We start from the raw sequence: 23,684 nt of genomic DNA, 5'->3' as shown, positions 1-23,684 counted from the left end.
ATACAGTCGCGATACACACGCAATACCGACGTGGATTTTGCCTCTTTTCGCCTTCCCCATCAGGCCCTAAAAACACCCTATTAAAGCAGCTCGGAGCCAGCCCATGACCCGTCTTCAAACCGCCTTGGACGCCATCGACACCGCCAATAGCAAAGACCCGAAACGTGACGACGGACAGCCTGAGGCGCTGCTCTACGGTCAGCGCATGTCAGAAGAGTGCAACCGGCTTTTTCCCAATGCTTCTGAGGCGTTACAGATCGCATCCCGCGGTCAACACATCGAACGCTGGGTTCTCAAACGCGTGGATTATCCGGAAGGTCGCGCAGGCTATCTAAAGTGGCGCCGGGATCTTGGTACGCATCACGCCAACCGCGTTTGCGAAATCATGACCGACGCGGGTTATGATGAAGACGACATTTCCAACGCGGGTGCCATGTTGCGCAAAGAAGGCATCAAACGCAATGAACAGGTGCAAGCCCTTGAAGATGTTATCTGTTTTGTCTTCATCAAACACTACTTCGCGCCCTTTGCAGCCAAACACAGTCCAGAAAAAGTGCTCAGCATCGTTGTGAAAACTACTCGAAAAATGTCCGCAGACGCGCGGTCTCGGGCTTTGCAAGAATTTGACTTGCCCGATGATCTCGCAGCGGCATTTGAGGACCCCGCTGCATGAGCGAGACGCCCCGCGAAGCCCTGATCGTTGCCCACGGACAACCGTCGTCTCCCGAGCCGCCGGAGCAGTGGTTGCATGATTTCGCTGCGGCTGTGAACCAACATCTCCCCAACTGGACCATTCGCGCTGCCACCCTTGCGATGCCACACGCATTGGAACGCCAAGTATTTGAAATGTCACCCAGTTCTTTGGTGTTTCCCATGTTCATGGCGGACGGTTTCTTTGTTTCAAAAATGCTTCCAAATCGACTAAGTGAAGCGGATTTAAAGGTTTTGCCGCCGCTCGGGTTTCTTCCAGATCTGCCGGATGTGGCCGCCTACGGGATCAAATCCGCGCTGGCAGACCGCAATTGGCTACAAGGCGAAACGCACCTTCTTTTGGCAGCGCATGGCTCTGCAAAAGGCCCAAAGGCAGCCGAATCGGCATTTGCCTTTCAAGACGCGCTTTCAAAGCGATTTGACGCCTTGGAAATTTCTGTGGGTTTTGTCGAAGAAGAACCATTTATAGCCGACGCAGCCCGCCCTCTTCCAGAACAAAGCCTTTGCTTGCCTTTCTTTGCCTTGGAAGGTGACCATTGTCGCCAAGATATTCCAGAAGCTCTTGAAAAAGCAAATTTTACCGGCATCACCTTACCACCACTTGGGACATGGCCGGAGATTGCAAAACTGGCTGCAGAAGCGATCCAAGACGCACGCTAAAGCGACTGCCCCGTCGTGACAACCGGCTCCAACTTCATCACTTGTGCCGGGCTGTCCGAACTCTGCGCCGCGAGGATAATTTCTGCCGCCTTTTGCCCGATCTCAAACCGGTGCGCATCCGTGGTTGCCAACGGCATTGGCAAACCTTTGAGCAAATTCAAGTTGTTAAACCCAGCAATCGCCAGATCTCCGGGCACTGAAAGTCCTTTGGAAAGACAGTACATATAGGCGCCGATGGAGAGCACATCACTGGAAAAATAGATGCATTCAAGCTCCGGCGAGCGCTGTGTTAACAGCTCTGTCAATTTGTTGCCGGTCTCAATTGAGGACACACCGGAATAGAGCTCCTGATCAAACAAGGACAGGCCAGCGTCTTTGAGCTCCAAGTCGAACCCCTGCATACGCTTTTCAGCGCGGTAATCCTGCGGCATTTTTGTGCCGACAAAACCAATTTTTGTGTAGCCGGCCTTCAAAATGGTCCGCGCCATTTTGCGCCCGGCTTCTAGATGTGAAATCCCAACACAGTGCTTGATTGGATCTCCGTCCACATCCATAACTTCCACAACCGGGCAATCGGCATTGGCCAGCATTTTGCGTGCGGCGTCATTGTGCTCCAGACCAGCTATGACAACCCCGGTGGGCCGCCAACTCAACATCTCCCGGATAACCTCTTCTTCTTCCTGCAAATCATAACCGGTCACGCCAATCACGGGCTTCAAAGCGGTGGCCTTTAATGTCGAGCTGATGCCTGACAACACCTCAGGAAACACCGAAGAATTCAAACTGGGGACAACCACGCCAACCAGGTTCACCGTCTTGGACGCAAGTGCGCCAGCTATGCGATTCGGCACGTATCCAACATCACGCGCGATCTGCTCAACCTTTTTGCGGGTCGATTCCGATACGTCCTGAGCCCCCCGCATAGCGCGTGAGGCCGTCATTTCACTGACACCTGCCAATTTGGCGATGTCTTTGAGAAGAAGCTTTTTTCCCATGGCCGGATGGTCTGACACAACCCAAGCCAAAGCAACCCCGAAAGCGTGTCTTTCGGAAGTTAATTCTGACCCTTGATTCCCGTTGCATTTCCTTGTAGCGATAGCGCTAACGGTGGCGCTACCGAAAGCGCTGATTTGCATGTTTGGAGAATGACATGAGCATCAAGATTGCCATCAACGGGTTTGGCCGCATCGGCCGCGGCGTCCTGCGCGCCCTCATCGAAAGCGGCGACAATGACATCCAAGTCGTTGCAATAAATGACCTTTCCCCCAATGACCACTTGGTGCACCTGCTCAAATACGACAGCGTCCACGGCCGCCTGAATGCCGAGGTTTCGCTGGACGGCGACACCATGAAAGTTGGCGATCAAACAATCCGCCTGACGGCCATCCGAGACCCGCAAGAGCTGCCTTGGTCCGATGTTGATATTGCCTACGAATGCACGGGTATCTTCACTGCAAAAGACAAAGCAGAGTTGCTCCTCAAATCTGGCGCCAAGCGTGTTCTGGTCTCAGCACCTGGCGCCAACGCTGACAAAACAATTGTATTTGGTGTCAACGACGACACACTGACCGCCGATGACATCATCGTCTCCAATGCCTCTTGCACCACCAACTGCCTTGCTCCTGTTGCTAAGGTTCTGGACGACGCGTTTGGCATTAAAACCGGCTATATGACCACAATCCACGCCTATACCGGTGACCAGCCAACGCATGACACCAACCACAAAGACCTCTACCGCGCCCGCGCTGCGGCGCTGTCGATGATCCCGACATCCACCGGTGCAGCCCGCGCGATTTCTTTGGTTCTCCCGCACCTTAAGGGCAAACTCGAAGGCTCGGCCATCCGCGTTCCTACCGCCAATGTGTCCATGGTGGATCTGGTGATCAATACCAACAAACCGGCTACAGTTGAGGCGATCAACAATGCGGTCAAAGCTGCTGCTGAAGGTCCTCTGAAAGGTGTGCTTGGCTATGAAGAAGCGCCATTGGTGTCGGCAGACTTCAATCACGACCCACATTCTTCCGTCTTTGCACCGGCTCAAACCAGTGTGACTGAAGAAGGCCTGGTGCGTGTGGTAAGCTGGTATGACAATGAGTGGGGTTTCTCCAATCGTATGCTCGACACCGGTCGCCGCATGGGCGCACTTCTGAAAGGCTAAACTGTCATGGTTGCACGCGTAATCCCAGTCGAACCCTTTGATCTTGTCATTTTTGGCGCAACGGGCGATCTCGCCCGCCGCAAAATCCTGCCAGGTCTCTTCCACCGGTTTCGCGCGGGCCAAATGCCAGAAGACGCCAAGATCATTGGCTCGGCGCGCTCCGACATGGACAGCGCCGAGTTTCGGAAACTGATTGGTACCGCTCTTTCCGAATTTGTCGAAGAAAGCTTGCGGCCCGCCGAAATGGTTACTGAGTTCCTCGAACATCTCAGCTACGTGCACATTGACGCGATGGGAGAAGCCGGGTGGCAGGACCTGAAGGGCGTATTGCGGGAGGGAACGGTTCGCACGTTCTATCTTTCTGTGTCACCTTCTCTTTTTGGCGCCATTGCAGAGCGTTTGAGCCTTAATGGTATTGCAACTCCTGAAAGCCGAATTGTCGTTGAGAAACCTTTCGGTCACGACCTGGAAAGTGCGCAAGCGCTCAATAAAGACCTGCTGAAGCATTTTGACGAACAGCAGATTTACCGGATTGACCACTACCTAGGCAAAGAAACCGTACAAAACCTCATGGCCTTGCGGTTTGCCAATTCCTTGTTTGAGCCGCTGTGGAATTCCACCCATATCGATCACGTGCAAATCACGGTTGCCGAAAGCATTGGTGTCGCGGGTCGGGGTGGGTACTATGATCAATCCGGCGCTATGCGTGACATGGTGCAAAACCACCTGATGCAATTGCTCTGTTTGATCGCGATGGAGCCGCCCAGCAAGTTTACCTCAAATTCCGTGCGAGACGAAAAAGTCAAAGTCATCGAAGCGTTGGAACCGGTCCTCTTGGATGACATTGTCCGTGGTCAGTACCGCGCCGGACGAGACAATCAAAGCTACTTTGAGGACGTGGAAAACGTCGATAGCCGCACCGAAAGCTACATCGCCATGAAGCTGTCCGTTGGCAACTGGCGATGGGCAAGCACACCGTTTTATCTACGTACCGGCAAGCAGTTGCGTGACCGCGCCTCCGAAATTGCCGTGGTGTTCAAAGACCCGCCACACAACATCTTTCCAAACAAAATGGAAGGCCGCAAAGGCAATGCCTTGATCATCCGATTGCAACCGGATGAAGGCATCACCTTGCGCACAACCATCAAAGAACCCGGGCCCGGCGGGATGCGTCTCACTGAAGTTGACATGGACATGTCCTTTGCCGATGCCTTGGGCGACAGCCTAATGTCGCAAGATGCTTACGAGCGCTTGATCATGGATGTGATCCGCGGCGACCAAACTCTGTTTATGCGTGGAGATGAAGTTGAGGCCGCTTGGGCTTGGGCGGATCCACTAATTGCGGCTTGGGAAGAGGCAAATCAGCGCCCTGTTCCTTATGATCCCGGCAGTTCCGGTCCAGAAGAAGCGCTTATGCTGATGCATCGTGGTGGACGGCGCTGGCGCCCCATCGGCGACTAAGTCTCACCCTCACTCCCTTATTAGGAAGGATGGTTCCCATGCCACTCCACCCAACCGTCGAAAAAATCACTGAACGCATCATCACGCGCTCCAAACCACATCGCGACAGCTATCTGGAGCGCATGGCGCAGGCGGCCAACAAGGGGCCTGCGCGGGCACATCTGAGCTGTTCCGGACAGGCGCACGCGTATGCAGGCGCAGGTGACGATCAATCCGCCTTGGCCAAGGGGTCTGCGGGCAACCTTGGCATTGTGACCGCCTACAACGACATGTTGTCCGCCCACCAACCGTTTGAGCGTTACCCGGCTCTGCTGCGCGATGCAGCGCGGGCAGCGGGCGGCACAGCACAAGTTGCAGGTGGCGTGCCTGCGATGTGCGATGGAGTGACACAAGGCGAAGCGGGCATGGAGCTATCGCTGTTTTCACGAGACGTGATTGCTTTGGCTGCAGGCGTGGCCCTCAGCCACAACACCTTTGACGCAACTGTCTACCTCGGTGTCTGCGATAAAATCGTGCCCGGCCTCGTCATCGCCGCGCAAAGCTTCGGCCATCTCCCTGCAGTCTTCCTGCCGGCAGGTCCAATGGCCACAGGCATTTCCAATGACGAAAAAGCCAAGGTTCGCCAACGTTTTGCCGCTGGGGAAGCGGACCGCGCAGAACTAATGGCCTCGGAGATGGCCGCCTATCATGGCCCCGGCACCTGTACCTTCTACGGCACTGCGAACACCAATCAGATGCTGATGGAGTTCATGGGGCTGCATTTACCTGGGTCAAGCTTTGTATCGCCCAACACCGATTTGCGTGATGCCCTGACCGAAGAAGGCGCGCGCCGTGCGTTGTCCCTCTCCGCATTAGGCAACAACTACACGCCAACCTATGACATTCTGGATGAGAAAGCCTTTGTGAACGGCATTATCGGGCTGAACGCCACCGGTGGGTCGACCAACCTTCTAATCCACTTGATTGCCATGGCGCGCGCCGGTGGCATTGTGTTGACTTGGGAAGACTTTGCAGAATTGTCGGACATCACGCCACTGCTGGCGCGAGTCTATCCGAACGGCTTGGCAGACGTGAACCACTTCCACGCCGCCGGAGGCCTTGGATATATGATTGGCGAGCTTCTGTCGGCAGATCTTCTACACCCGGACACCAAAACTGTGGCTGGAGAAGGACTGGACAACTACACACACGAACCCAAGCTTATCGACGGCGCCTTGTCTTGGCAGCCAGGTACCAAAACCTCGCTCAACGACAAGATTGTACGCCCGGCAACAGACCCGTTCCAACCAACCGGTGGTCTCGCGCGCCTGTCTGGTAACCTGGGCATGTCGGTCATGAAAATTTCAGCCGTGGCTCCGGAACATCGCTTTGTCGAAGCCCCAGCTCGTGTGTTCCATGACCAAGACGAGGTCAAAGCGGCCTTCCAAGCCGGTGAGCTTACCACAGACACTGTCATTGTGGTGCGGTTCCAAGGCCCCAAAGCCAACGGCATGCCGGAGCTTCATAGCCTGACCCCATTGATGTCGATCATGCAGGGCAAAGGGCTCAAGGTTGCCTTTGTCACCGACGGTCGTATGTCGGGCGCATCCGGCAAAATTCCTTCGGCAATTCATGTCTCTCCTGAGGCGCTGGACGGCGGCCCAATTGCCAAACTCCAAGATGGCGATCTGGTCCGCGTGGATGCCGAGGCTGGAACTCTGGAAGTCTTGGCCGACGACTTTGATAGCCGCCCGCTGGCCACTGCAGACCTATCATCTTATCAACATGGCACCGGCCGCGAACTCTTTGCCGCCTTCCGCAATGCCGTGGGGCCAGCCGCCACCGGCGCATCCATTTTTGAAGGATAAATTTCGATGTCTATCACTCCCCAAGAAGCCAGCGCGCAGGCGCGGAAGATCTGTAACGCCGCTCCCATTGTTCCGGTATTGGTGGTCGAAGATGTCGCCCATGCAAAGCCACTCGCAGAAGCATTGGTTGCAGGTGGCCTTCCCGCGCTGGAAGTCACACTACGCACTCCGGCAGCGTTGGATGTTGTCCGCGCTATGGCAGATGTTACTGGCGGCATGGTTGGTGCTGGCACATTGCTGACACCTGATGACGTCAAAGCCGCAAAAGATGCAGGAGCCACCTTCGGCGTGTCTCCGGGCGCAACGGACGCATTGTTGGCTGCTTGCGAGGTTGAAGAGCTGCCTCTCCTACCAGGAGCCGCCTCCGCTTCTGAGGCGATGGCACTGCTAGAGCGTGGTTACAACATGCTGAAGTTCTTCCCTGCGGAAGCTGCTGGTGGCGCCAAGTTCCTCAGCTCTCTCGCAAGCCCGCTACCACAAATCAGCTTTTGCCCAACCGGAGGCGTGAACCCGCAAAACGCCACTGACTACCTGTCACTGGCCAATGTGGTCTGCGCTGGCGGCAGTTGGGTCGCCCCGTCCAAATTGGTCAAAGAAGGCGCATGGGACCAAATCGAGGTGTTGGCCCGCGAAGCATCGCAACTGCCGCGCTAACTCACCAATTGCGGCGTCCGCTGATGTGATGCAGCGTGCTTTCCTCTGCAAAAGGATCAACCGGTTCAGGACGACTGAGCCGGTTGATAGTTTTTGTTGCCATGGCTAATCCAACGGCCGCAAACAATGCCCCGCCGATGGCTTGCCCCATCAAGACTCCCGACGCCCCCCAATAGAGACCACCAACAATCACAAACGGATAGGTGCCAAACGTATGCCGCCCCCAATTCACATAAGTGGAATAAATCGGGTGGCCGAGGTTGTTGAAGCAGGCGTTGCACACAAAAATGACCCCATTGAAGAATTGCAGCAACGCTAGCGGGCCGCAAAACAGGTAGATCAAAGAACGCATTTCACCCTCGGCCTCAAACAGATCGGCAATCAAGCCCCGCGCAACAAACAAGATCAGGGCCGCCAACAAAGTGTAGGCCAACAGAAACTGCAACCCAGCTTTAAGCGTTCCGCGCACGCGATCAAAAAGCGCTGCTCCAAAGTTCTGCCCCACGATTGGGCCAATCGCACCAGAAAGCGCAAACACAACGGCAAAAGCCACCGGCATCAATCGCCCAATCACTGCCATGGCTGCCACGGCATCCGTGCCGTAACGCGCCATTTCGCGGGTCACAATTGCCGTCCCAACTGGGGAGGCAACATTAGTCAAAATCGCTGGACCGGCAATGGCGCTGATCGCTTTGGCATCTCTCTTCAAAATGCCTACCGACGGAGCTGCAAAACCCTGATGGATCCGGACGACACTGAGCAGGGCATAAGCACACATAACCGCGCGCGCGATGACCGATGCATAAGCGGCGCCATCCAAGCCCAGCCCAAAACCAAATATCAACAATGGATCCAACGCTGCATTCACGGCCCCGCCAAACACGGTCCCCATCATCGAGCGACGGGCGTCACCATGCGCCCGCAGCACTGCCATGCTCACCATGGCAAGGGACATCACCGGCATGGTGGGCATCACGATTGCGACGTAACGCTTGGCCAGTGTCAACGTGTCTACTTCAGCCCCCAACCACATCAGGATCGGATCAAGATACACAAAAACCACCGCCGGGATTATTAGGCCGATCAAGATCCCCAAAAGCGCCACCGACGTCGCATACTCCCTCGCACGGGCCACCTGGTCCGCACCTATGGCGCGCGCCACCAACGACCCTGCCGAAATCGACAAGCCAATGTTGATCGCGTTGGTGAAGAACAGCAGCGTACCAGCGTAGCCCACAGCCGCAGCCAAGGCTTTATTGCCCAGCATCGAGATGAAGATCATGTCGACAAAATCGACAGCAAAAATTGCCATCAAACCCACCGACGAGGTTAACGACATCACGGCAACATGGCGCATCAACGCGCCTTGCAAGAACACTGCTTTGGCCATCAGGTTACCTGTTCGCTTTTTGGTTTTCAGAGGCGGGCACCCTGCCATTGCGTCACAGTAAGGCCAACCTGATTTTGCGTTTCCCCAAAAGAAAACGCCGCTCGTAAGAGCGGCGTTTTGTGGTTTTGTCGCTGCGGTTAACCGCCAAAGTCATCAAGCATGATATCTTCGCGGTCTACGCCCAGATCAAGCAACATGTTGATCACTGACTGGTTCATGATGGGCGGACCACACATGTAGTACTCACAGTCTTCAGGTGCCGGGTGGTTCTTGAGATATTCCTCAAACAGAACGTTGTGGATAAAGCCGGTGTAGCCTCCCCAATCATCCTCTGGGAGGGCATCTGACAGAGCCACGTGCCAGTCGAAGTTGTCAAACTCCGCCGCCAAGCCATCAAAGTCCTCAACAAAGAACATCTCACGTTTGGAGCGCGCACCGTACCAGAAAGAGATCTTGCGATCGCGGTTCTGCAGACGCTTGAGCTGGTCAAAGATATGGGAGCGCATCGGCGCCATACCGGCACCACCACCAATGAAGACCATCTCTTTGTTGGTGTCGCGCGCAAAGAACTCACCAAACGGACCGGAGATCGTCACCTTGTCACCTGGTTTCAGGTTAAAGATGTAAGACGACATTTGACCTGGTGGAATCCCCTGGCTGCCCGGAGGTGGCGAGGCCACACGCACGTTCAGCATGATCAGGCCTTTTTCATCCGGGTAGTTCGCCATGGAGTAAGCGCGTTCTACAGGTTCGGAGACCGTTGACTCAAACTGCCACAGGTTAAACTTGTCCCAGTCCTCTTTGTACTCTTCTTCAATCGCGAAGTCCTTGTAACTCAACTTGTGCGCAGGCGCTTCGATCTGAATGTAACCACCAGCGCGGAAGTTCACATCCTCGCCCTCAGGCAGTTCCAGAACCAAGTTTTTGATGAAGGTTGCGACGTTTTCGTTGGAGCGCACTGTGCACTCCCATTTTTTCACGCCGAACACCTCTTCAGGCACTTCAATATTCATGTCCTGCTTCACAGCCACCTGACAAGACAGCCGATCGCCGCAAGCCGCTTCACGTTTGGTGATGTGGCTTTCTTCGGTAGGCAGGATCGAGCCGCCACCGGCGTGCACACGCACCTTACACTGCGCGCAGGTACCACCACCGCCACAGGCAGATGGCACAAACAGTTTTTGTTCTGCCAAGGTCTGCAAAAGCTTGCCACCAGCCGGTACCGAAATGGTTTTTTCGCCATTGATGGTGATTTCAACGTTTCCGGTGCTCACCAGCTTGGAACGCGCAGCCAAAATGATGGTTACCAGCGCCAGAACGATCAGGGTGAAGAGAACAACACCTAGTGTAAATGTTTCCATGTCGCCTGCCCCCTTACAGTTTCACGCCAGAGAAGGACATGAAGGCCAAAGCCATCAGACCTGCGGTGATAAAGGTGATGCCTAGGCCCTGCAGACCATCGGGAATGTCGGAATACTTCAGCTTCTCGCGCACACCCGCCATCGCAGTGATGGCCAGCGCCCACCCAAAGCCGGAGCTCAGACCATAAGTCACGCTTTCGGCGATGTTGTAGTCGCGCTCCACCATAAATAGCGAGCCACCAAGGATGGCGCAGTTGACAGTGATCAGCGGCAAGAACACACCCAGTGCATTGTAAAGCGGCGGGAAGAACTTATCGAGCACCATCTCGAGGATTTGTACCATCGCCGCGATCACGCCGATGTAGCAGATCAGACCAAGAAAGGTCAGGTCCACATTCGGGAAGCCTGCCCATGCCAGCGCACCAGGCGCCAACAGATAGGTAAGAAGCAGATTGTTGGTTGGAACCGTAATGGCCTGTACCAGCATCACGGAGATGCCCAGACCAAGTGCGGTCGAAATCTTCTTGGACACGGCGATAAAGGTACACATGCCGAGGAAGAAGGAGAGCGCAAGGTTCTCAACAAAGACGGCCTTTACGGCCAGAGAGAGAAGCCCTTCCATTAGTGGCCCTCCACAACTTGAATTTTATATTCACGCTCTTCGACCTGCTCCGGTTTCCAGGCACGTACCGCCCAGATCAGCAAACCGATGATGAAGAACGCCGAAGGTGGCAGCAGCAGCATACCATTTGGCACATACCAGCCACCGTTGTTCACGGTTGGCAGGATGGTTACACCAAATAGGCTACCAGCACCAAACAGCTCACGAATGAAGCCAACAACCAGCAGCAGGGCACCGTAGCCAAGGCCGTTGCCCACACCGTCGATGAAACTGTCGATTGGCGGATTTTTCATTGCAAACGCTTCCGCGCGGCCCATCACGATACAGTTGGTGATGATCAGGCCCACAAACACCGACAGCGTTTTGGACACGTCATAGGCATAGGCTTTTAGCACCTGATCCACGATGATCACCAGCGAGGCGATGATCACCATCTGCACGATAATCCGGATCGACCCCGGGATCTGGTTGCGTAGCACCGAGATGAACATCGAGCTGAAGCCGGTCACTGCTGTCACGGCCAAAGCCATAACAAACGCCACCTGCAGCGAAGATGTCACCGCAAGGGCGGAACAAATGCCCAGCACCTGAAGGGTGATCGGGTTGTTGTCGACCAACGGGTCGATCAGAAGGTCTCTCTTGGTCTGGGCCATCAGATCTCTCCTGCTTTGAGGTTTTCAAGGAACGGTGCAAAGCCGGCTTCGCCCATCCAGAAACGAACGAGGTTGTCGACACCAACCGAGGTCAAAGTGGCTCCGGCAAGCGCATCAACGTGGTGCTCAGCACCGGCTGGTGGCACGGACTTGGCCACTGTGATTTGCAGGGTGCCGTCGCCGTCAGACAGTTTTTTGCCACCCCACAATGCTTTCCACCGCGGGTTGTCGATTTCGGCGCCCAAACCAGGGGTTTCGCCGTGATCGTAGAACTGCAGACCAAAGATATCGTTGCCGTTTTCTTCCAGCGCGATGAAGCCGTAAAGCGTCGACCAGAGACCATAGCCGTGGATTGGCAGGATCACTTTGTCCAACGAGCCATCGTCGTTGCGCAGCAGATAGACAGTCACGAACTTTGCCTGACGACCAATGCCTGCAGGGTCTTCGGTTAGACGTGCAGACAACTCCGGGTCAGCCGCTGCCGCGCGATCATCAAAGGTTGCCGCATCAAACTGATCGGTGAATGTTCCAGTTGCCAGTTCAAGCACCTGCGGTTCAAACTCCGAGAAGCCCTCGATCACATCCATGCCATCTTCATACAGGCCAGCGACCTGTAAAACGTTGGCCTGCTTGTCTTTGAGTTTGTTCTGCTCCTGTAGCGGGCGCAGAGCAACAGACACAGCCGACACAATCATAGACGCCACGAGGCACAGTGTTACAGCGATGAAAACCGTCTTACCCACACTGTCCGGCGGCGCCGCCAGAAAGCGGGCAATGGCCCCTTTGTTTTGATTGGAAGCGTCAGACATTGCGACGGGCCCTCCGTTTAATATTTGCTTGCACAACAAAATAGTCGATCAGCGGTGCAAAGACGTTACCAAAGAGGATCGCAAGCATCATGCCTTCAGGGAAGGCCGGGTTGATGACGCGGATCATGACAACCATGAACCCAATCAGCGCCCCGTAGATGTAGCGCCCCATATTGGTATGGGAGGCAGACACGGGCTCGGTGACCATAAACACCATGCCAAACGCAAAGCCGCCGACAACAAAGTGCCAGTACCAAGGCATCGCAAACATTGGGTTGGTGTCGGAGCCAATCAGGTTGAGCAGAAGCGAGAAGCCAATCATGCCAGCCATACAGCCGACCACAAGGCGCCAGTTGGCAATTTTTGTGATCAGAAGGAACGCGAGACCGATCAGACAGGCCAATGCGGACACTTCGCCGATCGAGCCTTGGACAGTCCCCACGAAGGAGTTCATCCAATTCATGCCGTTTGCGGCCAGTTCCTGGTACCCCTGGGATGCACCAACCGACAACGCTGTCGCGCCCGAGAAGCCATCCACTGGGGTCCAAATTGTGTCACCAGACATGTTTGCAGGATAGGCGAAGTACAGGAATGCACGACCAGTCAACGCTGGGTTGAGGAAGTTTTTACCAGTGCCGCCAAAGACTTCTTTGCCAATGACAACGCCAAAGCTGATGCCCAGTGCCACCTGCCACAATGGGGCCGCTGGCGGCATGATCAGCGCAAAAAGCATCGAGGTTACAAGGAAACCTTCGTTGACTTCGTGGCCACGCACCGTTGCAAACAGCACTTCCCAAATACCGCCCACAACAAGTGTGGTGATGTAAATCGGTAAGAAATACAGCAATCCGTGCGCAAAATTCGCCAGCGGGTTTGAGGCGTCAAAACCGATGCCCAGCAGGGAGATAATCCACGCACGCCAACCTGACGGGTCAATGGTCTCGTACGCAGAGTTGACCTGCAGACCGACATTATACAGCCCCATGATGATACAGGGGATAGTCGCGATCACGACGTAAGTCATGATGCGTTTCATGTCGACGTAAGATCGCGCGTGCGGCGCAGCCTTGGTCACGGTCTTTGGCGTATAGATGAAGCTCTCGACCATTTCGTAGATCGGGAACAGTTTTTCGTATTTGCCGCCTTTGACAAAGTGCGGCTCAATACGATCAAAGAAGTTGCGCAACCCCATGGTTAGCCCTCCCTCTCAATCTTGGTCAGGCTATCGCGGAGTGCTTCGCCATATTCATATTTTGCTGGGCAAGAGAAACCAACGAGACCGAGGTCTTCTTCGTCCAATTCCAAAGCACCAAGTTTCTGCGCTTCGTCGGTGTCCATCACCAACAGGGCCCGCAGCAGTTGAGTCGGCAGGAAGTCCTGCGGCATCAGCTCTTCGAAAGTACCCAGAGGAACCATCGCGCGACGGCCACCGTTCACATTAGAACTAAGCGGGTAAAGCTTCTTGGAGAAGGCCGAGCCAAGCACTGGCAGGAAGCTGTATTTCGACGGCATCGGACGAATCCAACCCATCGGGATCTGCTTGTGATCCTCTTCCATGACCGTTACCTGACGCGCATAACGCCCCAGGAATGTCACAACCTCTTCGCCTGCTTGGCCACTCAAAACCGATCCGGACACCAAGCGCGTTGGAAGGTCTGAGGAGATCTCGCCTTTGGTCAACTCAAGAAGCGATGCGCCCTGAACTGTTCGCACCAAACGCGGTTTGTCACAAAGCGGACCGCTCAGCGCGATGACGCGGCTGGCGTCAACTTTTCCGGTTTCGAGCAAACGCCCAATTGCGATCACGTCGTGATAGCCGATGGTCCAAACGGTTTTGGACGCCGAGGGCGGCTCCAGGAAGTGCATGTGCGTACCCGCCAAGCCAGCGGGATGCGGACCGGAGAAGGTCGCCACTGTGACACCATCAGCGCTTGGTACATTGGCACCCCGTGCATGGCACAGATACGTGGCGCCGTCGGTCAGCTTCGCAACGGCAGCCAGGCCTTTGGCAAAGGCTTCACCAGCGTCCCCAATCACAACTGCAGGATCGCCGGCCAAAGGCTCGGTATCCATCGCGTTCACATAGATCGCTGCCGCAGTTTCATCCGGCGCTGGCACCTTCGAATAGGGCCGCGTACGAAACGAAGTCCACAGGCCTGCGGCACAAAGCCGCTCCACCAAACCCGCACGTGTGGACACATCGCCCACATCCGCAAAGTCTTTTGGTTCAGCCGCCGAAGAATCAACTTCGATTTCCACACTGAGCAAAACCCGCCGTGCGCCGCGGTTGATCGCCTTCACGCGCCCAGACACAGGAGAAACAACTTTCACCTCCATCGTGTCTTTATGCGCAAGAAGTGGATCCCCTGCGGCCACCACATCTCCTTCTGATACGGAAATACGCGGCTTCAGTCCTATATAGTCGCCTCCCAACACAGCCACGGTTTTCACCGGGGCAGCGTCGTGTATCTCTCCCGAAGCCGGCGCACCGGTGATCGGAAGATTCAGGCCTTTTTTGAGCGCAAAATGCTGCACGTCAATCACATCCCGTCGTTTCTGGTTCGTCTTCGATTTTCTGATCTGTCGCGCATGCCTATACGCGTTACACGCGTGCGCAACCAGCCCTTAAACTGCCACTTTTCTATTGTTTCTCCCCTTTGAGAGCAATAAAGATCGTCAGCAACAGCGCGGATGCTCCGCAGCCCTGGTGATCTGGGCCGCGGCCCAAGTTGGTTGCCGCAACTCACTGAGAATTTCTTAAAATGACCCGGCTCTCTCGACGCAGCTTTATCTTCATGACGTTGGCGCTTGCGGCTTGCAAACGCGGCGCGGCGGACTTGCTGTTGAGCGGTCACACTATGGGCACGACGTACACCATTGTAGCGGTCGAGCCACGCACGGGCCTCAACAAGCAGACTCTGGAGGCTGAAATCGGCGCCGTTTTGGCAGACGTTGATCAAAAGATGTCCAATTGGAACACCGCTTCCGAGATTTCACAGATCAACGCGCTCCCAGCCAACACTCCCCACCCCCTGAGCGAGGACATGCTGACGCTTATGCAAGCCGCCAATGACGTGCACAAAGCCAGCGATGGTCAATTCGACCTGACTTTAGGGCCGCTGATAGACCTCTGGGGGTTTGGCGCACAAAAACCAACGGGCCGCATTCCCAGTGACAATGACGTGACCGCCGCCATGCAATCCGTGGGGCAGACAGACACCGTCTTGCTGGACGGCAGTACGCTGACAAAATCGCATGACGGCACACAAATGTATTTGTCCGCCATTGGAAAAGGCTTTGGTGTGGATCGCCTCGGGGACACGCTCCGTGCGCTGGGTGTCACTGACTTCATGGTGGAAATTGGTGGCGACATCATCACCTCAGGCCAGAATGCCGAAGGGAACCCTTGGCAGATCGCCATTGAAACCCCCGATGCCCTTCAGCGCAGCTTCCTAAAAGTACTTGGTGTTTCCGACCTTGGCATGGCTACTTCCGGTGATTACCGAAACTACTTTGAGCACGATGGCACCCGCTACAGCCACATCATTGATGCCCAAACAGGCCGCCCAGTGACACACCCAACAGCCTCGGTGACCGTTTTGACGCAGAACGCAATGCTGGCAGACGCCTGGGCAACAGCCCTGCTGGTGCTTGGCAAAGACCGCGGCATGGAAATTGCAGAGCGTCAAAATCTCGCGGCCTTGTTTATCGACCGTGAGGTCACATCTGGTAAGATGCACTTCAAAACCTACGCCACCGATCAATTCGCCAGCATTCAACACAGCTAACCTCTTCAAAGGACACCAAGCGATGGAAACCTTTATGCTCACTTTCGTACTGTTGCTTCTGGTGACGCTTGGAATGGCCGTTGGCGTGATGTTTCGCGGACGCACCATCAAGGGGTCCTGTGGAGGCTTGAACGCCATTAGTGGTTCAGACAAATGTGTGGTGTGCAGCAAAGACATTGATCCGGACAGCCCGCTGCGCGAACGCCTGCAATGCCCGCGCGCCAAGAAAATGCTGGAGCAAATGCAGGATGACGACCGCACTTAACCCGTGAACTACGTCTCAATGACATGAAAAAGGCGCCCCGATGGGCGCCTTCTTAATTTGTGGTGAGCGGTACCAAGCCAACAATCAACAGGCAAAGCGCCGCTGTCAGCCCAAACACCCAAAGCTGCCAGCGTGGCCCCTCTTCTTTCCAAACACGACGATAGCGATGGCCTGCAAGACAAGCCAAAACAAACAGCACAGTGGCAAGCCACGGCGAAAGCACAACGTCAGGCAAAAGAAAATTCCCCAAAAGCAGATTCAGCAGTTAGGCTGGACACATAAAGACAGAGAATTTTCTACGCAAGGAGCCCTCAATGCCCAGTTCCTACCAAGCCCCAAACCGTAAGGCTGAGGAAAAAAGCAAAACCATGAGCCAATCCACGGACACAAATACGTCCTCTGATGTGGCAACCGTGCAAAAGGTTCTGGATCAAAAAGGCGGAAGTGTTTTTTCGATTCGACCGCAAGACACGCTGGGAGACGCGGTCAAAGTCCTGAAAGAGCGTGGCATTGGTGCCCTCCTGGTCACAGACGCAAATGGCGAATTGAAGGGGATTTTGTCAGAACGCGATATCGTGCGAAAGCTTGCTGACACACCCGGCCAAACCCTGCCGCAACAAGTGTCGGACGTCATGACCACTGCCGTTCAAACCTGCACGCCCAACGAACCCATGGTGTCCGTCCTGCGACGTATGAATGAAGGCCGGTTCCGCCACATGCCGATTGCTGACGGCTCTGGCCTCATTGGCATGGTGACAATTGGCGATTTGGTGAACTACCGCCTTACAGAGCTTGAGCATGAAGCGTTGCAGCTCAAACAGCTCATTGTAGGCTAAAGAAAAATCCGCCTTCAAACAGAAAAGGGCCGAGTGATCGGCCCTTGAAAATCAAATCTTTTGAGAGATTTGGTGCGGTCGAGAAGACTCGAACTTCCACGGGAGTTACCCCACAGCGACCTCAACGCTGCGCGTCTACCAATTCCGCCACGACCGCACTTGCCCTGGTGGGTGTGGGGCTAATACCGCCGCTGATTGGGGATGTGAAGCGAAAAATGACGATGATCCAGAATTTTTCGGGATCCCGCCTACTTCCCCCAAACTTGCCCTGGAATCAGACCTAAAACCTGGAGAGAGATTGCACCTGCGGCAAGAGGCGCTTAGGTCAAAAGGAAACCGACAGCGGGACGAGGCTCACAAATGGTGGAATGGATTCAATCCGACACTCTGGTCGACTATGACGAGGCGCTCACGTTTATGGAAACGCGCGCGGAGGCCATCGCAAAAGGCGAGGCTGAGGAGTGCATTTGGTTTCTCGAGCACCCTCCTCTCTACACAGCTGGCACTTCCGCCAAGCGCGAGGATTTGACCGACCCGGACCGGTTTCCTGTGTTTGAGGCCAAGCGCGGCGGTCAATATACCTACCACGGACCAGGGCAACGGGTTGCCTATGTGATGCTTGACCTGAACAAGCGTGGCAAAGACATTCGCGCCTTTGTGAAACAGCTTGAAACCTGGGTCATTGCCACACTGGCGGAGTTTAACCTGACCGGCGAAATTCGCGACGGGCGAGTGGGTGTGTGGGTTTCACGTGATGACAAGCCTCTTCAAGTGAACGGTGAAAAAGCAGAAGATAAGATCGCTGCCATTGGCATTCGTCTCAAAAAGTGGGTGAGCTTTCACGGCATTTCAGTCAACGTGGAGCCAGACCTCAGCCACTTTGACGGCATTGTGCCTTGCGGGATTACGGAGCACGGGGTGACATCTTTGGTCGACTTGGGACTCCCGGTCACAATGGACGACGTAGACGTGGCGCTAAGGCGGCAGTTTGAACAGGTTTTTGGCGGCTGACCTACCTTTTATCAAGGGCGCCATCCTCCGCTCAGATGCCAACATGCAAACGAATTGTTAACCACCTCAACGATAGTGTGAAGCTAAGGAACCTCGCCTGTGAAGCTGCCAACTTTGCGTGATCCTCACGCGACACAGCGAGCCCTTGGGGAACATGTTTTATGCTGCTGAGAACTGCATTCACCTGCGCTTTCATTGCCTCTACTCCACTGTCGGGCGCTGTATTGGCAGAAGAGTCTGTTGCCAAAATGGATACGTCTCTTCTGCAAGGGCTGGGGAACTTCGGCAACGGTCTCGCTGGCACTTTGACATTGCCCAACACAGACGAGGCATCCATTGAAGGCGCCCCACGCCGTCTCGGCCTCTCTCGGTTTGCCAACACAGGCAACAATTCGGAACGCGCTGCCAAGCGCTCCGTCAAAGACCGCATCCGTATTCAGTTGGAAGACACCGCCATCTACGGCGTTTTCTCCGGCAGCAACCGGCCAGGTGCGACGGATGGTGTTGTTGGCCTGGGCTTGGAGCGCCCGCTGGACCGCGGCCTTGCGTTGAATCTGGAGCTGTTTCAACCAACCAATCGCGCGAAACGCTCCGGCTCTGACAGGGACAACACCAAAGCAGCGCTGAAACTTCTTTTTCGCTTCTGAGCATACCCCACCTCAGCCGCGCCCGATCGTCGCGGATGCCGTCCAATGGTCCTATTTCCACGTAATTTGATTTGCACATCGCAATCCTTTGTCTGAAACTCCGGGCGAGGAAATACGCGTCAATTTTTTGAACATCTAACGAGGAATCTCTCATGAAGTTTGTTGTTGCAGCAGCCACGGCGGCCCTACTCGTCGCTTCGCCCGCCACTGCAGAAGGCGACGTTGAGGCCGGTGAAAAAGGCTTCAAAAAGTGCAAGGCTTGTCACTCTGTTGTGAACCCAGATGGCGACGTCCTGTACAAAGGTGGTAAAACTGGCCCGAACCTCTACGGCATCGTGGGTCGCGGTGTGGCCGCAGAAGATTTTAAATACGGCGCAGGCCTGCTGGAAGCCAAAGAGGCTGGCGCGGTTTGGACCGAAGAAATGTTGGTGGCCTACGTAGTGGATCCCAAGGCCTGGCTGAAAGACAACGGTTACGCCACCAAATCCAAAATGTCCTTCAAGCTGAAAAAGGGCGGCGAAGACGTTTTCGCGTATCTCGCGTCTCTATCTCCAGCGATGGAAGCGGAAGAGAAGTCCGAGTAAGGCTCTCCCCGCGCACAAAAAAGAGCCCCATGCAGCCAACACTGCATGGGGCTTTTCTTTTTGGCATTTGGTGCGCCCTTGGTAGGGCGCGACCAGATTATTCCAGTTCGATCAACAAATCCTTCGCGTCGATCTGGCCGCCCGGCGTTGTGTGAACGGCCTTCACAACCGCATCACGCTCGGCATGGATACCGGTTTCCATTTTCATGGCTTCGATGGTCAGCAGAAGATCGCCTTCTTTGACCTCGGCACCCGCAGCAACCGCCACAGAGGCAACCACGCCAGGCATCGGCGCACCAATGTGGTTTGGATTGCCAACCTCGGCCTTTGGACGGGCTGCCGTTGCGGACTTCACCAAACGATTTGGGACACGGATCACACGCGGCTGACCGTTCAGTTCGAAGAAGACTTTGACTTCGCCGTTTTCGTCGGTTTCACCAATCGCCTGGAGGCGAATTTCCAGTGTTTTGCCCGGATCGATCTCTGCAGTGATCTCTTCCCCCGGCTCCATGCCATAGAAGAACGTCCTTGTCGGCAGAGCACGTACCGGACCGTATTGACGGTGACGTCCCATGTAGTCGAGGAAGACTTTTGGATACATCAGGTAGCCGTTCAAGTCCTCGTCATCGACCTCAAAGCCCTCGAGCTGAGCAGAGACTTCGGCACGGGTTTCTTCCAGATCGATGGGCTTGAGGTGTTTGCCCGGACGCTCCAAATTTGGCTTTTCACCTTTGAGCACCTTGTCGATAATTGCGGACGGGAAACCACCATGTGGCTGACCCAGATTGCCGCGCATCATGTCCACAACTGAGTCTGGGAAGGCCAGATCAGTCTTTGGATCTTCGACTTCTTCGCGGCTCAACCCTTGAGACACCATCATCAGCGCCATATCGCCCACCACTTTGGACGAAGGAGTCACTTTCACAATGTCACCAAACATCTGGTTCACGTCAGCATAAGTCTGCGCCACCTCGTGCCAGCGCTCTTCTAGACCAAGGCTGCGGGCTTGCGCCTTAAGGTTGGTGAACTGGCCACCGGGCATTTCGTGCAGGTAAACTTCGGACGCAGGCGCCGCCAGGCCGCTTTCGAACGCCGTGTATTGCGCCCGCACACTTTCCCAGTAATCGCTCACTTCACGCACGGACTTGATGTCCAAGCCAGTGTCGCGATCGGTGTTGCGTGTGGCCTCAACAATGGAGCCGAGGCACGGCTGCGATGTGCCACCAGAGAAGGCGTCCATGGCTGCATCCACAGCATCCACGCCAGCATCCGCTGCTGCCAAAATGGTCGCCCCTGCAATTCCAGAGGTGTCATGTGTGTGGAAGTGGATTGGCAGACCAACCTCTTCTTTCAGCGCCTTAACCAAGACACGTGCGGACGCTGGCTTCAGCAGGCCCGCCATATCTTTCAGGCCCAGTACATGTGCGCCAGCAGCCTCAAGCTCCTTGGCCATAGAGACATAGTAGTTCACATCATATTTGGCACGGTTTGGATCAAGAATATCGCCAGTGTAGCAGATGGTGCCTTCGCAGACCTTGCCGCTCTCAACAACCGCATCCATCGCGACGCGCATGTTCTCAACCCAGTTCAGGCTGTCGAACACGCGGAACACATCCACACCGGTTTCGGCAGCCTGTTTTACAAATGCTTGAACCACGTTGTCCGGATAGTTGGTGTAGCCCACACCATTGGACGCGCGCAGAAGCATCTGTGTCATAACGTTTGGCATCGCGGCGCGCAGATCGCGCAAGCGCTGCCAAGGGCATTCCTGCAGGAAGCGGTACGCCACATCAAAGGTCGCGCCGCCCCAGCATTCCACGGAGAACAGATCCGACAGGTTGGCAGCGTACGACGGAGCCACTTTGATCATGTCGACGGACCGCATACGGGTCGCCAATAGGGATTGGTGACCGTCGCGCATCGTGGTGTCGGTCAGAAGCAACTTCTTCTGAGCCTTCATCCAGTCGGCCACAGCCTGCGCGCCCTGCTCTTCGAGCAAGTTGCGGGTGCCAGACTTGATCGCACCATGTTTGGCAGGTGGTACTGGGGTTTTCAGATCGGCGGCGGGTGCCGGACGATCAGTGGTTTCCGGGTGACCGTTCACGGAGATGTCTGCGATGTAGGTCAATACTTTGGTGCCCCGGTCGCGACGCTTCTCGAAGTTAAATAGCTCTTCAGTCTCATCAATAAACTTGGTGGTATATTGATTATTGAGGAAGGTCGGATGCTTGAGCAGATTTTCCACAAACGCAATGTTGGTGGACACACCGCGCACACGGAATTCACGCAGAGCGCGGTCCATGCGGGCAATCGCCTTTTCCGGGGTCGGCGCCCATGCTGTCACTTTGGTCAGCAGCGAGTCGTAGTAGCGAGTAATCACGCCGCCAGCGTAAGCCGTCCCGCCATCCAGACGAATGCCCATGCCTGTCGCCGAACGATAGGCTGTGATGCGGCCATAGTCCGGAATAAAGTTGTTTTGCGGGTCTTCGGTGGTCACACGAGTTTGCAGAGCATGACCATTTAGGCGGATGTCGTACTGGCTAGATTTGCCAGTGGCCTCTGCCAGCGACTTGCCTTCGGCAATCAGGATCTGCGCTTGTACAATGTCGATGCCGGTGACCTCTTCGGTCACAGTGTGCTCCACCTGCACACGCGGATTCACCTCAATGAAGTAAAATTTGCCGCTCTCCATATCCATCAGGAATTCAACGGTGCCGGCACATTCGTAGTCCACATGGGCACAGATTTTCCGGCCCAGCTCACAAATTTCTTCGCGCTGCGCTTCAGACAGGTACGGCGCTGGTGCGCGTTCCACCACTTTCTGGTTACGGCGCTGAACAGAACAGTCGCGCTCATAGAGGTGATAGATGTTGCCCTTGGTATCCCCGAGAATCTGCACCTCTACGTGGCGCGCGCGGGTGATCATCTTCTCGAGATAGCCTTCCCCGTTGCCAAAAGCAGCTTCTGCCTCACGACGGCCTTCCAGCACTTTCTCTTCGAGCTCATCTTCTCCAAAGATCGGCCGCATGCCACGACCGCCGCCACCCCAGGAGGCTTTAAGCATGAGCGGATAGCCAACTTCGGCAGCCTCTTTTTTGATGGCGTCCATGTCGTCGCCGAGCACCTCGGTGGCAGGAATAACCGGCACACCCGCGTCAATGGCGACGTTTCGCGCCGAAGCTTTATCACCCAAGGCGCGCATGGTGGCGGCTTTTGGACCAATGAAGGTAATGCCGTTCGCCGCACAGGCATCCACAAAGTCCGGGTTCTCGGACAGCAAGCCGTAGCCTGGGTGGATCGCATCAGCACCACACTCTTTGGCCACGCGGATGATCTCATCAATGCTCAAATAGGCAGCAACCGGGCCCATTCCTTCGCCAATGCGATAGGCTTCGTCCGCTTTAAAGCGGTGAAGACCCAATTTGTCTTCCTCCGCAAAGACCGCCACGGTCTTCTTTCCCATCTCGTTTGCTGCCCGCATCACACGGATCGCAATTTCGCCACGGTTGGCTATCAGGATTTTGGAAAATTCAGGCATCGGCAGGTGTCCCCTCTTTGGCACTGTCGGTGTTTGGACGAATTGCTACAAGCATGCCGCGTCGCAGCGCAATACCCACAGACCCTGATTCTGAAATATTTCCGTTACATTTTGTACTCGAGTTGTTTCCGAACGGAATAAAACTACCGTGAACTGCGGTTTTGCGCAGTTGAATTGCGCAAACTCTCACGCCATGTGGTTAACAATCAAAACATGGAATATAAAAATGTTAACCCGTCGTCACTTTATTCTGGCCCTTAGCGCCCTCACTTTGATCCCTGCTGCGGCTGTTGCAGATACAAAAACACTCACCGCTGAGGACGCTTATGACCGCTTACAATCGGGCGAATTGATCCTGATTGACGTGCGCACCCCGCAAGAATGGCTGGACAGCGGTGTGGCCGAAGGGGCTTGGCCGCTCGACATGCGCGAGCCCGACTTTGGACGCTGGATCATGGCGACACTGGAGCGCAACCCACACCGCGATGTGGCGGTCATCTGCCGGTCCGGCAACCGGAGTGGCCGCTTGATGGACCTGTTTGCACAAAACGGCATCGACACCGTGCTGGACGTCAGCGAAGGCATGCTTGGCGGTCCGCGTGGCACAGGTTGGATTCCCACCGGATTGCCGACGGTCAGCGTCAAAGAAGCTTATGAGGCCCTGCCCAAAGACCTGACCGCCGACTGAT

23 protein-coding genes and 1 tRNA gene are annotated in these 23,684 nt (G+C 55.4%); 13 read left to right on the top strand and 11 right to left on the bottom strand.

Features of this window, described 5'->3' with window-relative positions; genetic code table 11:
- Positions 1 to 103: 103 nt before the first annotated feature.
- Both JXR15_RS18150 and JXR15_RS18145 read left to right on the top strand, forming a co-directional pair.
- Positions 104 to 673, top strand: a complete 570-nt coding sequence (locus JXR15_RS18150) for a DUF4202 domain-containing protein (protein WP_422054595.1) — start codon at positions 104 to 106, stop codon at positions 671 to 673.
- Positions 670 to 1,371 carry a CbiX/SirB N-terminal domain-containing protein gene (locus JXR15_RS18145; protein ID WP_422054594.1) on the top strand — a complete coding sequence of 234 codons (702 nt, stop codon included), beginning with the start codon at positions 670 to 672 and terminating at the stop codon, positions 1,369 to 1,371. The genes JXR15_RS18150 and JXR15_RS18145 overlap by 4 nt, the downstream gene beginning before the upstream one ends.
- Here JXR15_RS18145 and JXR15_RS18140 read toward each other — a convergent pair.
- Positions 1,368 to 2,366, bottom strand: a complete 999-nt coding sequence (locus tag JXR15_RS18140; RefSeq protein WP_422054593.1) for a LacI family DNA-binding transcriptional regulator — start codon at positions 2,364 to 2,366, stop codon at positions 1,368 to 1,370. The two genes, JXR15_RS18145 and JXR15_RS18140, sit on opposite strands and share 4 nt — an antisense overlap.
- A gap of 155 nt (positions 2,367 to 2,521) precedes the next feature.
- Between JXR15_RS18140 and gap the strand changes: the two genes are divergently transcribed.
- The 4 genes from gap to eda are packed head-to-tail and all read left to right on the top strand — an operon-like array spanning position 2,522 to position 7,491.
- Positions 2,522 to 3,529: a type I glyceraldehyde-3-phosphate dehydrogenase gene (gene gap / locus JXR15_RS18135; RefSeq protein ID WP_422054592.1), complete on the top strand. Its 1,008-nt coding sequence runs from the start codon at positions 2,522 to 2,524 to the stop codon at positions 3,527 to 3,529.
- A 6-nt stretch (positions 3,530 to 3,535) separates the two neighbouring features.
- Positions 3,536 to 4,990 carry a glucose-6-phosphate dehydrogenase gene (zwf, locus tag JXR15_RS18130; protein WP_422054591.1) on the top strand — a complete coding sequence of 485 codons (1,455 nt, stop codon included), beginning with the start codon at positions 3,536 to 3,538 and terminating at the stop codon, positions 4,988 to 4,990.
- Positions 4,991 to 5,028: 38 nt separating this feature from the next.
- Positions 5,029 to 6,837 (top strand): phosphogluconate dehydratase, encoded by a 1,809-nt coding sequence (gene edd / locus JXR15_RS18125; protein WP_422054590.1) that lies wholly within the window; start codon positions 5,029 to 5,031, stop codon positions 6,835 to 6,837.
- Positions 6,838 to 6,843: 6 nt separating this feature from the next.
- Positions 6,844 to 7,491, top strand: coding sequence for a bifunctional 4-hydroxy-2-oxoglutarate aldolase/2-dehydro-3-deoxy-phosphogluconate aldolase (gene eda, locus JXR15_RS18120; protein WP_422054589.1), 648 nt, complete (start codon positions 6,844 to 6,846; stop codon positions 7,489 to 7,491).
- Between the two features lies 1 nt (position 7,492).
- On the opposite strand, the gene JXR15_RS18115 is transcribed toward eda, so the two are convergent.
- From JXR15_RS18115 to JXR15_RS18085, 7 genes are all read right to left on the bottom strand, one after another.
- Positions 7,493 to 8,881, bottom strand: coding sequence for an MATE family efflux transporter (locus tag JXR15_RS18115; protein WP_422054588.1), 1,389 nt, complete (start codon positions 8,879 to 8,881; stop codon positions 7,493 to 7,495).
- A 137-nt stretch (positions 8,882 to 9,018) separates the two neighbouring features.
- Positions 9,019 to 10,242, bottom strand: coding sequence for an NADH:ubiquinone reductase (Na(+)-transporting) subunit F (gene nqrF, locus JXR15_RS18110; protein WP_422054587.1), 1,224 nt, complete (start codon positions 10,240 to 10,242; stop codon positions 9,019 to 9,021).
- A gap of 13 nt (positions 10,243 to 10,255) precedes the next feature.
- Positions 10,256 to 10,864, bottom strand: coding sequence for an NADH:ubiquinone reductase (Na(+)-transporting) subunit E (gene nqrE, locus JXR15_RS18105; protein WP_164645323.1), 609 nt, complete (start codon positions 10,862 to 10,864; stop codon positions 10,256 to 10,258).
- The gene (locus JXR15_RS18100) at positions 10,864 to 11,517 is read right to left on the bottom strand and encodes an NADH:ubiquinone reductase (Na(+)-transporting) subunit D (protein WP_168591313.1); all 654 of its coding nucleotides are present in this window, start codon (positions 11,515 to 11,517) and stop codon (positions 10,864 to 10,866) included. The genes nqrE and JXR15_RS18100 overlap by 1 nt, the downstream gene beginning before the upstream one ends.
- Positions 11,517 to 12,326, bottom strand: coding sequence for a Na(+)-translocating NADH-quinone reductase subunit C (locus JXR15_RS18095; protein WP_422054586.1), 810 nt, complete (start codon positions 12,324 to 12,326; stop codon positions 11,517 to 11,519). Before JXR15_RS18095 ends, JXR15_RS18100 begins: the two co-directional genes overlap by 1 nt.
- Entirely contained in the window at positions 12,319 to 13,518 is a 1,200-nt protein-coding gene (locus tag JXR15_RS18090; RefSeq protein ID WP_422054585.1) for an NADH:ubiquinone reductase (Na(+)-transporting) subunit B, read from the bottom strand. Before JXR15_RS18090 ends, JXR15_RS18095 begins: the two co-directional genes overlap by 8 nt.
- Before the next feature lie 2 nt (positions 13,519 to 13,520).
- Complete coding sequence (locus JXR15_RS18085) at positions 13,521 to 14,861, bottom strand: Na(+)-translocating NADH-quinone reductase subunit A (protein ID WP_422054584.1); 1,341 nt, start codon at positions 14,859 to 14,861, stop codon at positions 13,521 to 13,523.
- Between the two features lie 227 nt (positions 14,862 to 15,088).
- Here JXR15_RS18085 and JXR15_RS18080 point away from each other — a divergent pair, with 227 nt between their 5' ends.
- Both JXR15_RS18080 and nqrM read left to right on the top strand, forming a co-directional pair.
- On the top strand, positions 15,089 to 16,114 hold the full coding sequence (locus tag JXR15_RS18080) for an FAD:protein FMN transferase (protein WP_422054583.1): 1,026 nt from the start codon (positions 15,089 to 15,091) through the stop codon (positions 16,112 to 16,114).
- Between the two features lie 22 nt (positions 16,115 to 16,136).
- On the top strand, positions 16,137 to 16,379 hold the full coding sequence (nqrM, locus tag JXR15_RS18075) for a (Na+)-NQR maturation NqrM (RefSeq protein ID WP_422054582.1): 243 nt from the start codon (positions 16,137 to 16,139) through the stop codon (positions 16,377 to 16,379).
- A 52-nt stretch (positions 16,380 to 16,431) separates the two neighbouring features.
- On the opposite strand, the gene JXR15_RS18070 is transcribed toward nqrM, so the two are convergent.
- Positions 16,432 to 16,614: a hypothetical protein gene (locus JXR15_RS18070; RefSeq protein ID WP_422054581.1), complete on the bottom strand. Its 183-nt coding sequence runs from the start codon at positions 16,612 to 16,614 to the stop codon at positions 16,432 to 16,434.
- A 79-nt stretch (positions 16,615 to 16,693) separates the two neighbouring features.
- On the opposite strand from JXR15_RS18070, the gene JXR15_RS18065 reads away from it, so the two are divergent.
- Complete coding sequence (locus tag JXR15_RS18065) at positions 16,694 to 17,215, top strand: CBS domain-containing protein (protein WP_422054580.1); 522 nt, start codon at positions 16,694 to 16,696, stop codon at positions 17,213 to 17,215.
- 70 nt (positions 17,216 to 17,285) lie between these two features.
- Here the strand turns inward: JXR15_RS18065 and JXR15_RS18060 are convergent.
- Positions 17,286 to 17,372 (bottom strand) — tRNA-Leu (locus JXR15_RS18060).
- 203 nt (positions 17,373 to 17,575) lie between these two features.
- Here JXR15_RS18060 and lipB point away from each other — a divergent pair.
- From lipB to JXR15_RS18045, 3 genes are all read left to right on the top strand, one after another.
- Positions 17,576 to 18,226: a lipoyl(octanoyl) transferase LipB gene (gene lipB / locus JXR15_RS18055; RefSeq protein ID WP_422054579.1), complete on the top strand. Its 651-nt coding sequence runs from the start codon at positions 17,576 to 17,578 to the stop codon at positions 18,224 to 18,226.
- Positions 18,227 to 18,387: 161 nt separating this feature from the next.
- Positions 18,388 to 18,873, top strand: coding sequence for a hypothetical protein (locus JXR15_RS18050; protein ID WP_422054578.1), 486 nt, complete (start codon positions 18,388 to 18,390; stop codon positions 18,871 to 18,873).
- 152 nt (positions 18,874 to 19,025) lie between these two features.
- Entirely contained in the window at positions 19,026 to 19,457 is a 432-nt protein-coding gene (locus JXR15_RS18045; protein ID WP_422054577.1) for a c-type cytochrome, read from the top strand.
- Positions 19,458 to 19,554: 97 nt separating this feature from the next.
- Here the strand turns inward: JXR15_RS18045 and JXR15_RS18040 are convergent, their stop codons facing one another.
- Positions 19,555 to 22,995: a pyruvate carboxylase gene (locus tag JXR15_RS18040; protein ID WP_422054576.1), complete on the bottom strand. Its 3,441-nt coding sequence runs from the start codon at positions 22,993 to 22,995 to the stop codon at positions 19,555 to 19,557.
- A 226-nt stretch (positions 22,996 to 23,221) separates the two neighbouring features.
- Here JXR15_RS18040 and JXR15_RS18035 point away from each other — a divergent pair, with 226 nt between their 5' ends.
- A complete protein-coding gene (locus tag JXR15_RS18035) occupies positions 23,222 to 23,683 on the top strand; it encodes a rhodanese-like domain-containing protein (protein ID WP_422054575.1) in 462 nt (153 codons plus the stop codon).
- Position 23,684: the final 1 nt, after the last annotated feature.

It is taken from the genome of Shimia sp. (assembly GCF_049116215.1).
GTDB lineage: Bacteria > Pseudomonadota > Alphaproteobacteria > Rhodobacterales > Rhodobacteraceae > Shimia.
The sequence above is the reverse complement of the archived record's forward strand: the minus strand, read 5'-3'. Positions and strand labels throughout refer to the sequence as shown.

Coding starts and splice junctions, on each gene's coding strand:
- JXR15_RS18150 (WP_422054595.1), top strand. CDS start 104: ATGACCCGTCTTCAAACCGCCTTGGACGCCATCGACACCGCCAATAGC.
- JXR15_RS18145 (WP_422054594.1), top strand. CDS start 670: ATGAGCGAGACGCCCCGCGAAGCCCTGATCGTTGCCCACGGACAACCG.
- JXR15_RS18140 (WP_422054593.1), bottom strand. CDS start 2,366: ATGGGAAAAAAGCTTCTTCTCAAAGACATCGCCAAATTGGCAGGTGTC.
- gap (WP_422054592.1), top strand. CDS start 2,522: ATGAGCATCAAGATTGCCATCAACGGGTTTGGCCGCATCGGCCGCGGC.
- zwf (WP_422054591.1), top strand. CDS start 3,536: ATGGTTGCACGCGTAATCCCAGTCGAACCCTTTGATCTTGTCATTTTT.
- edd (WP_422054590.1), top strand. CDS start 5,029: ATGCCACTCCACCCAACCGTCGAAAAAATCACTGAACGCATCATCACG.
- eda (WP_422054589.1), top strand. CDS start 6,844: ATGTCTATCACTCCCCAAGAAGCCAGCGCGCAGGCGCGGAAGATCTGT.
- JXR15_RS18115 (WP_422054588.1), bottom strand. CDS start 8,881: ATGGCCAAAGCAGTGTTCTTGCAAGGCGCGTTGATGCGCCATGTTGCC.
- nqrF (WP_422054587.1), bottom strand. CDS start 10,242: ATGGAAACATTTACACTAGGTGTTGTTCTCTTCACCCTGATCGTTCTG.
- nqrE (WP_164645323.1), bottom strand. CDS start 10,864: ATGGAAGGGCTTCTCTCTCTGGCCGTAAAGGCCGTCTTTGTTGAGAAC.
- JXR15_RS18100 (WP_168591313.1), bottom strand. CDS start 11,517: ATGGCCCAGACCAAGAGAGACCTTCTGATCGACCCGTTGGTCGACAAC.
- JXR15_RS18095 (WP_422054586.1), bottom strand. CDS start 12,326: ATGTCTGACGCTTCCAATCAAAACAAAGGGGCCATTGCCCGCTTTCTG.
- JXR15_RS18090 (WP_422054585.1), bottom strand. CDS start 13,518: ATGGGGTTGCGCAACTTCTTTGATCGTATTGAGCCGCACTTTGTCAAA.
- JXR15_RS18080 (WP_422054583.1), top strand. CDS start 15,089: ATGACCCGGCTCTCTCGACGCAGCTTTATCTTCATGACGTTGGCGCTT.
- nqrM (WP_422054582.1), top strand. CDS start 16,137: ATGGAAACCTTTATGCTCACTTTCGTACTGTTGCTTCTGGTGACGCTT.
- JXR15_RS18065 (WP_422054580.1), top strand. CDS start 16,694: ATGCCCAGTTCCTACCAAGCCCCAAACCGTAAGGCTGAGGAAAAAAGC.
- lipB (WP_422054579.1), top strand. CDS start 17,576: ATGGTGGAATGGATTCAATCCGACACTCTGGTCGACTATGACGAGGCG.
- JXR15_RS18050 (WP_422054578.1), top strand. CDS start 18,388: ATGCTGCTGAGAACTGCATTCACCTGCGCTTTCATTGCCTCTACTCCA.
- JXR15_RS18045 (WP_422054577.1), top strand. CDS start 19,026: ATGAAGTTTGTTGTTGCAGCAGCCACGGCGGCCCTACTCGTCGCTTCG.
- JXR15_RS18040 (WP_422054576.1), bottom strand. CDS start 22,995: ATGCCTGAATTTTCCAAAATCCTGATAGCCAACCGTGGCGAAATTGCG.
- JXR15_RS18035 (WP_422054575.1), top strand. CDS start 23,222: ATGTTAACCCGTCGTCACTTTATTCTGGCCCTTAGCGCCCTCACTTTG.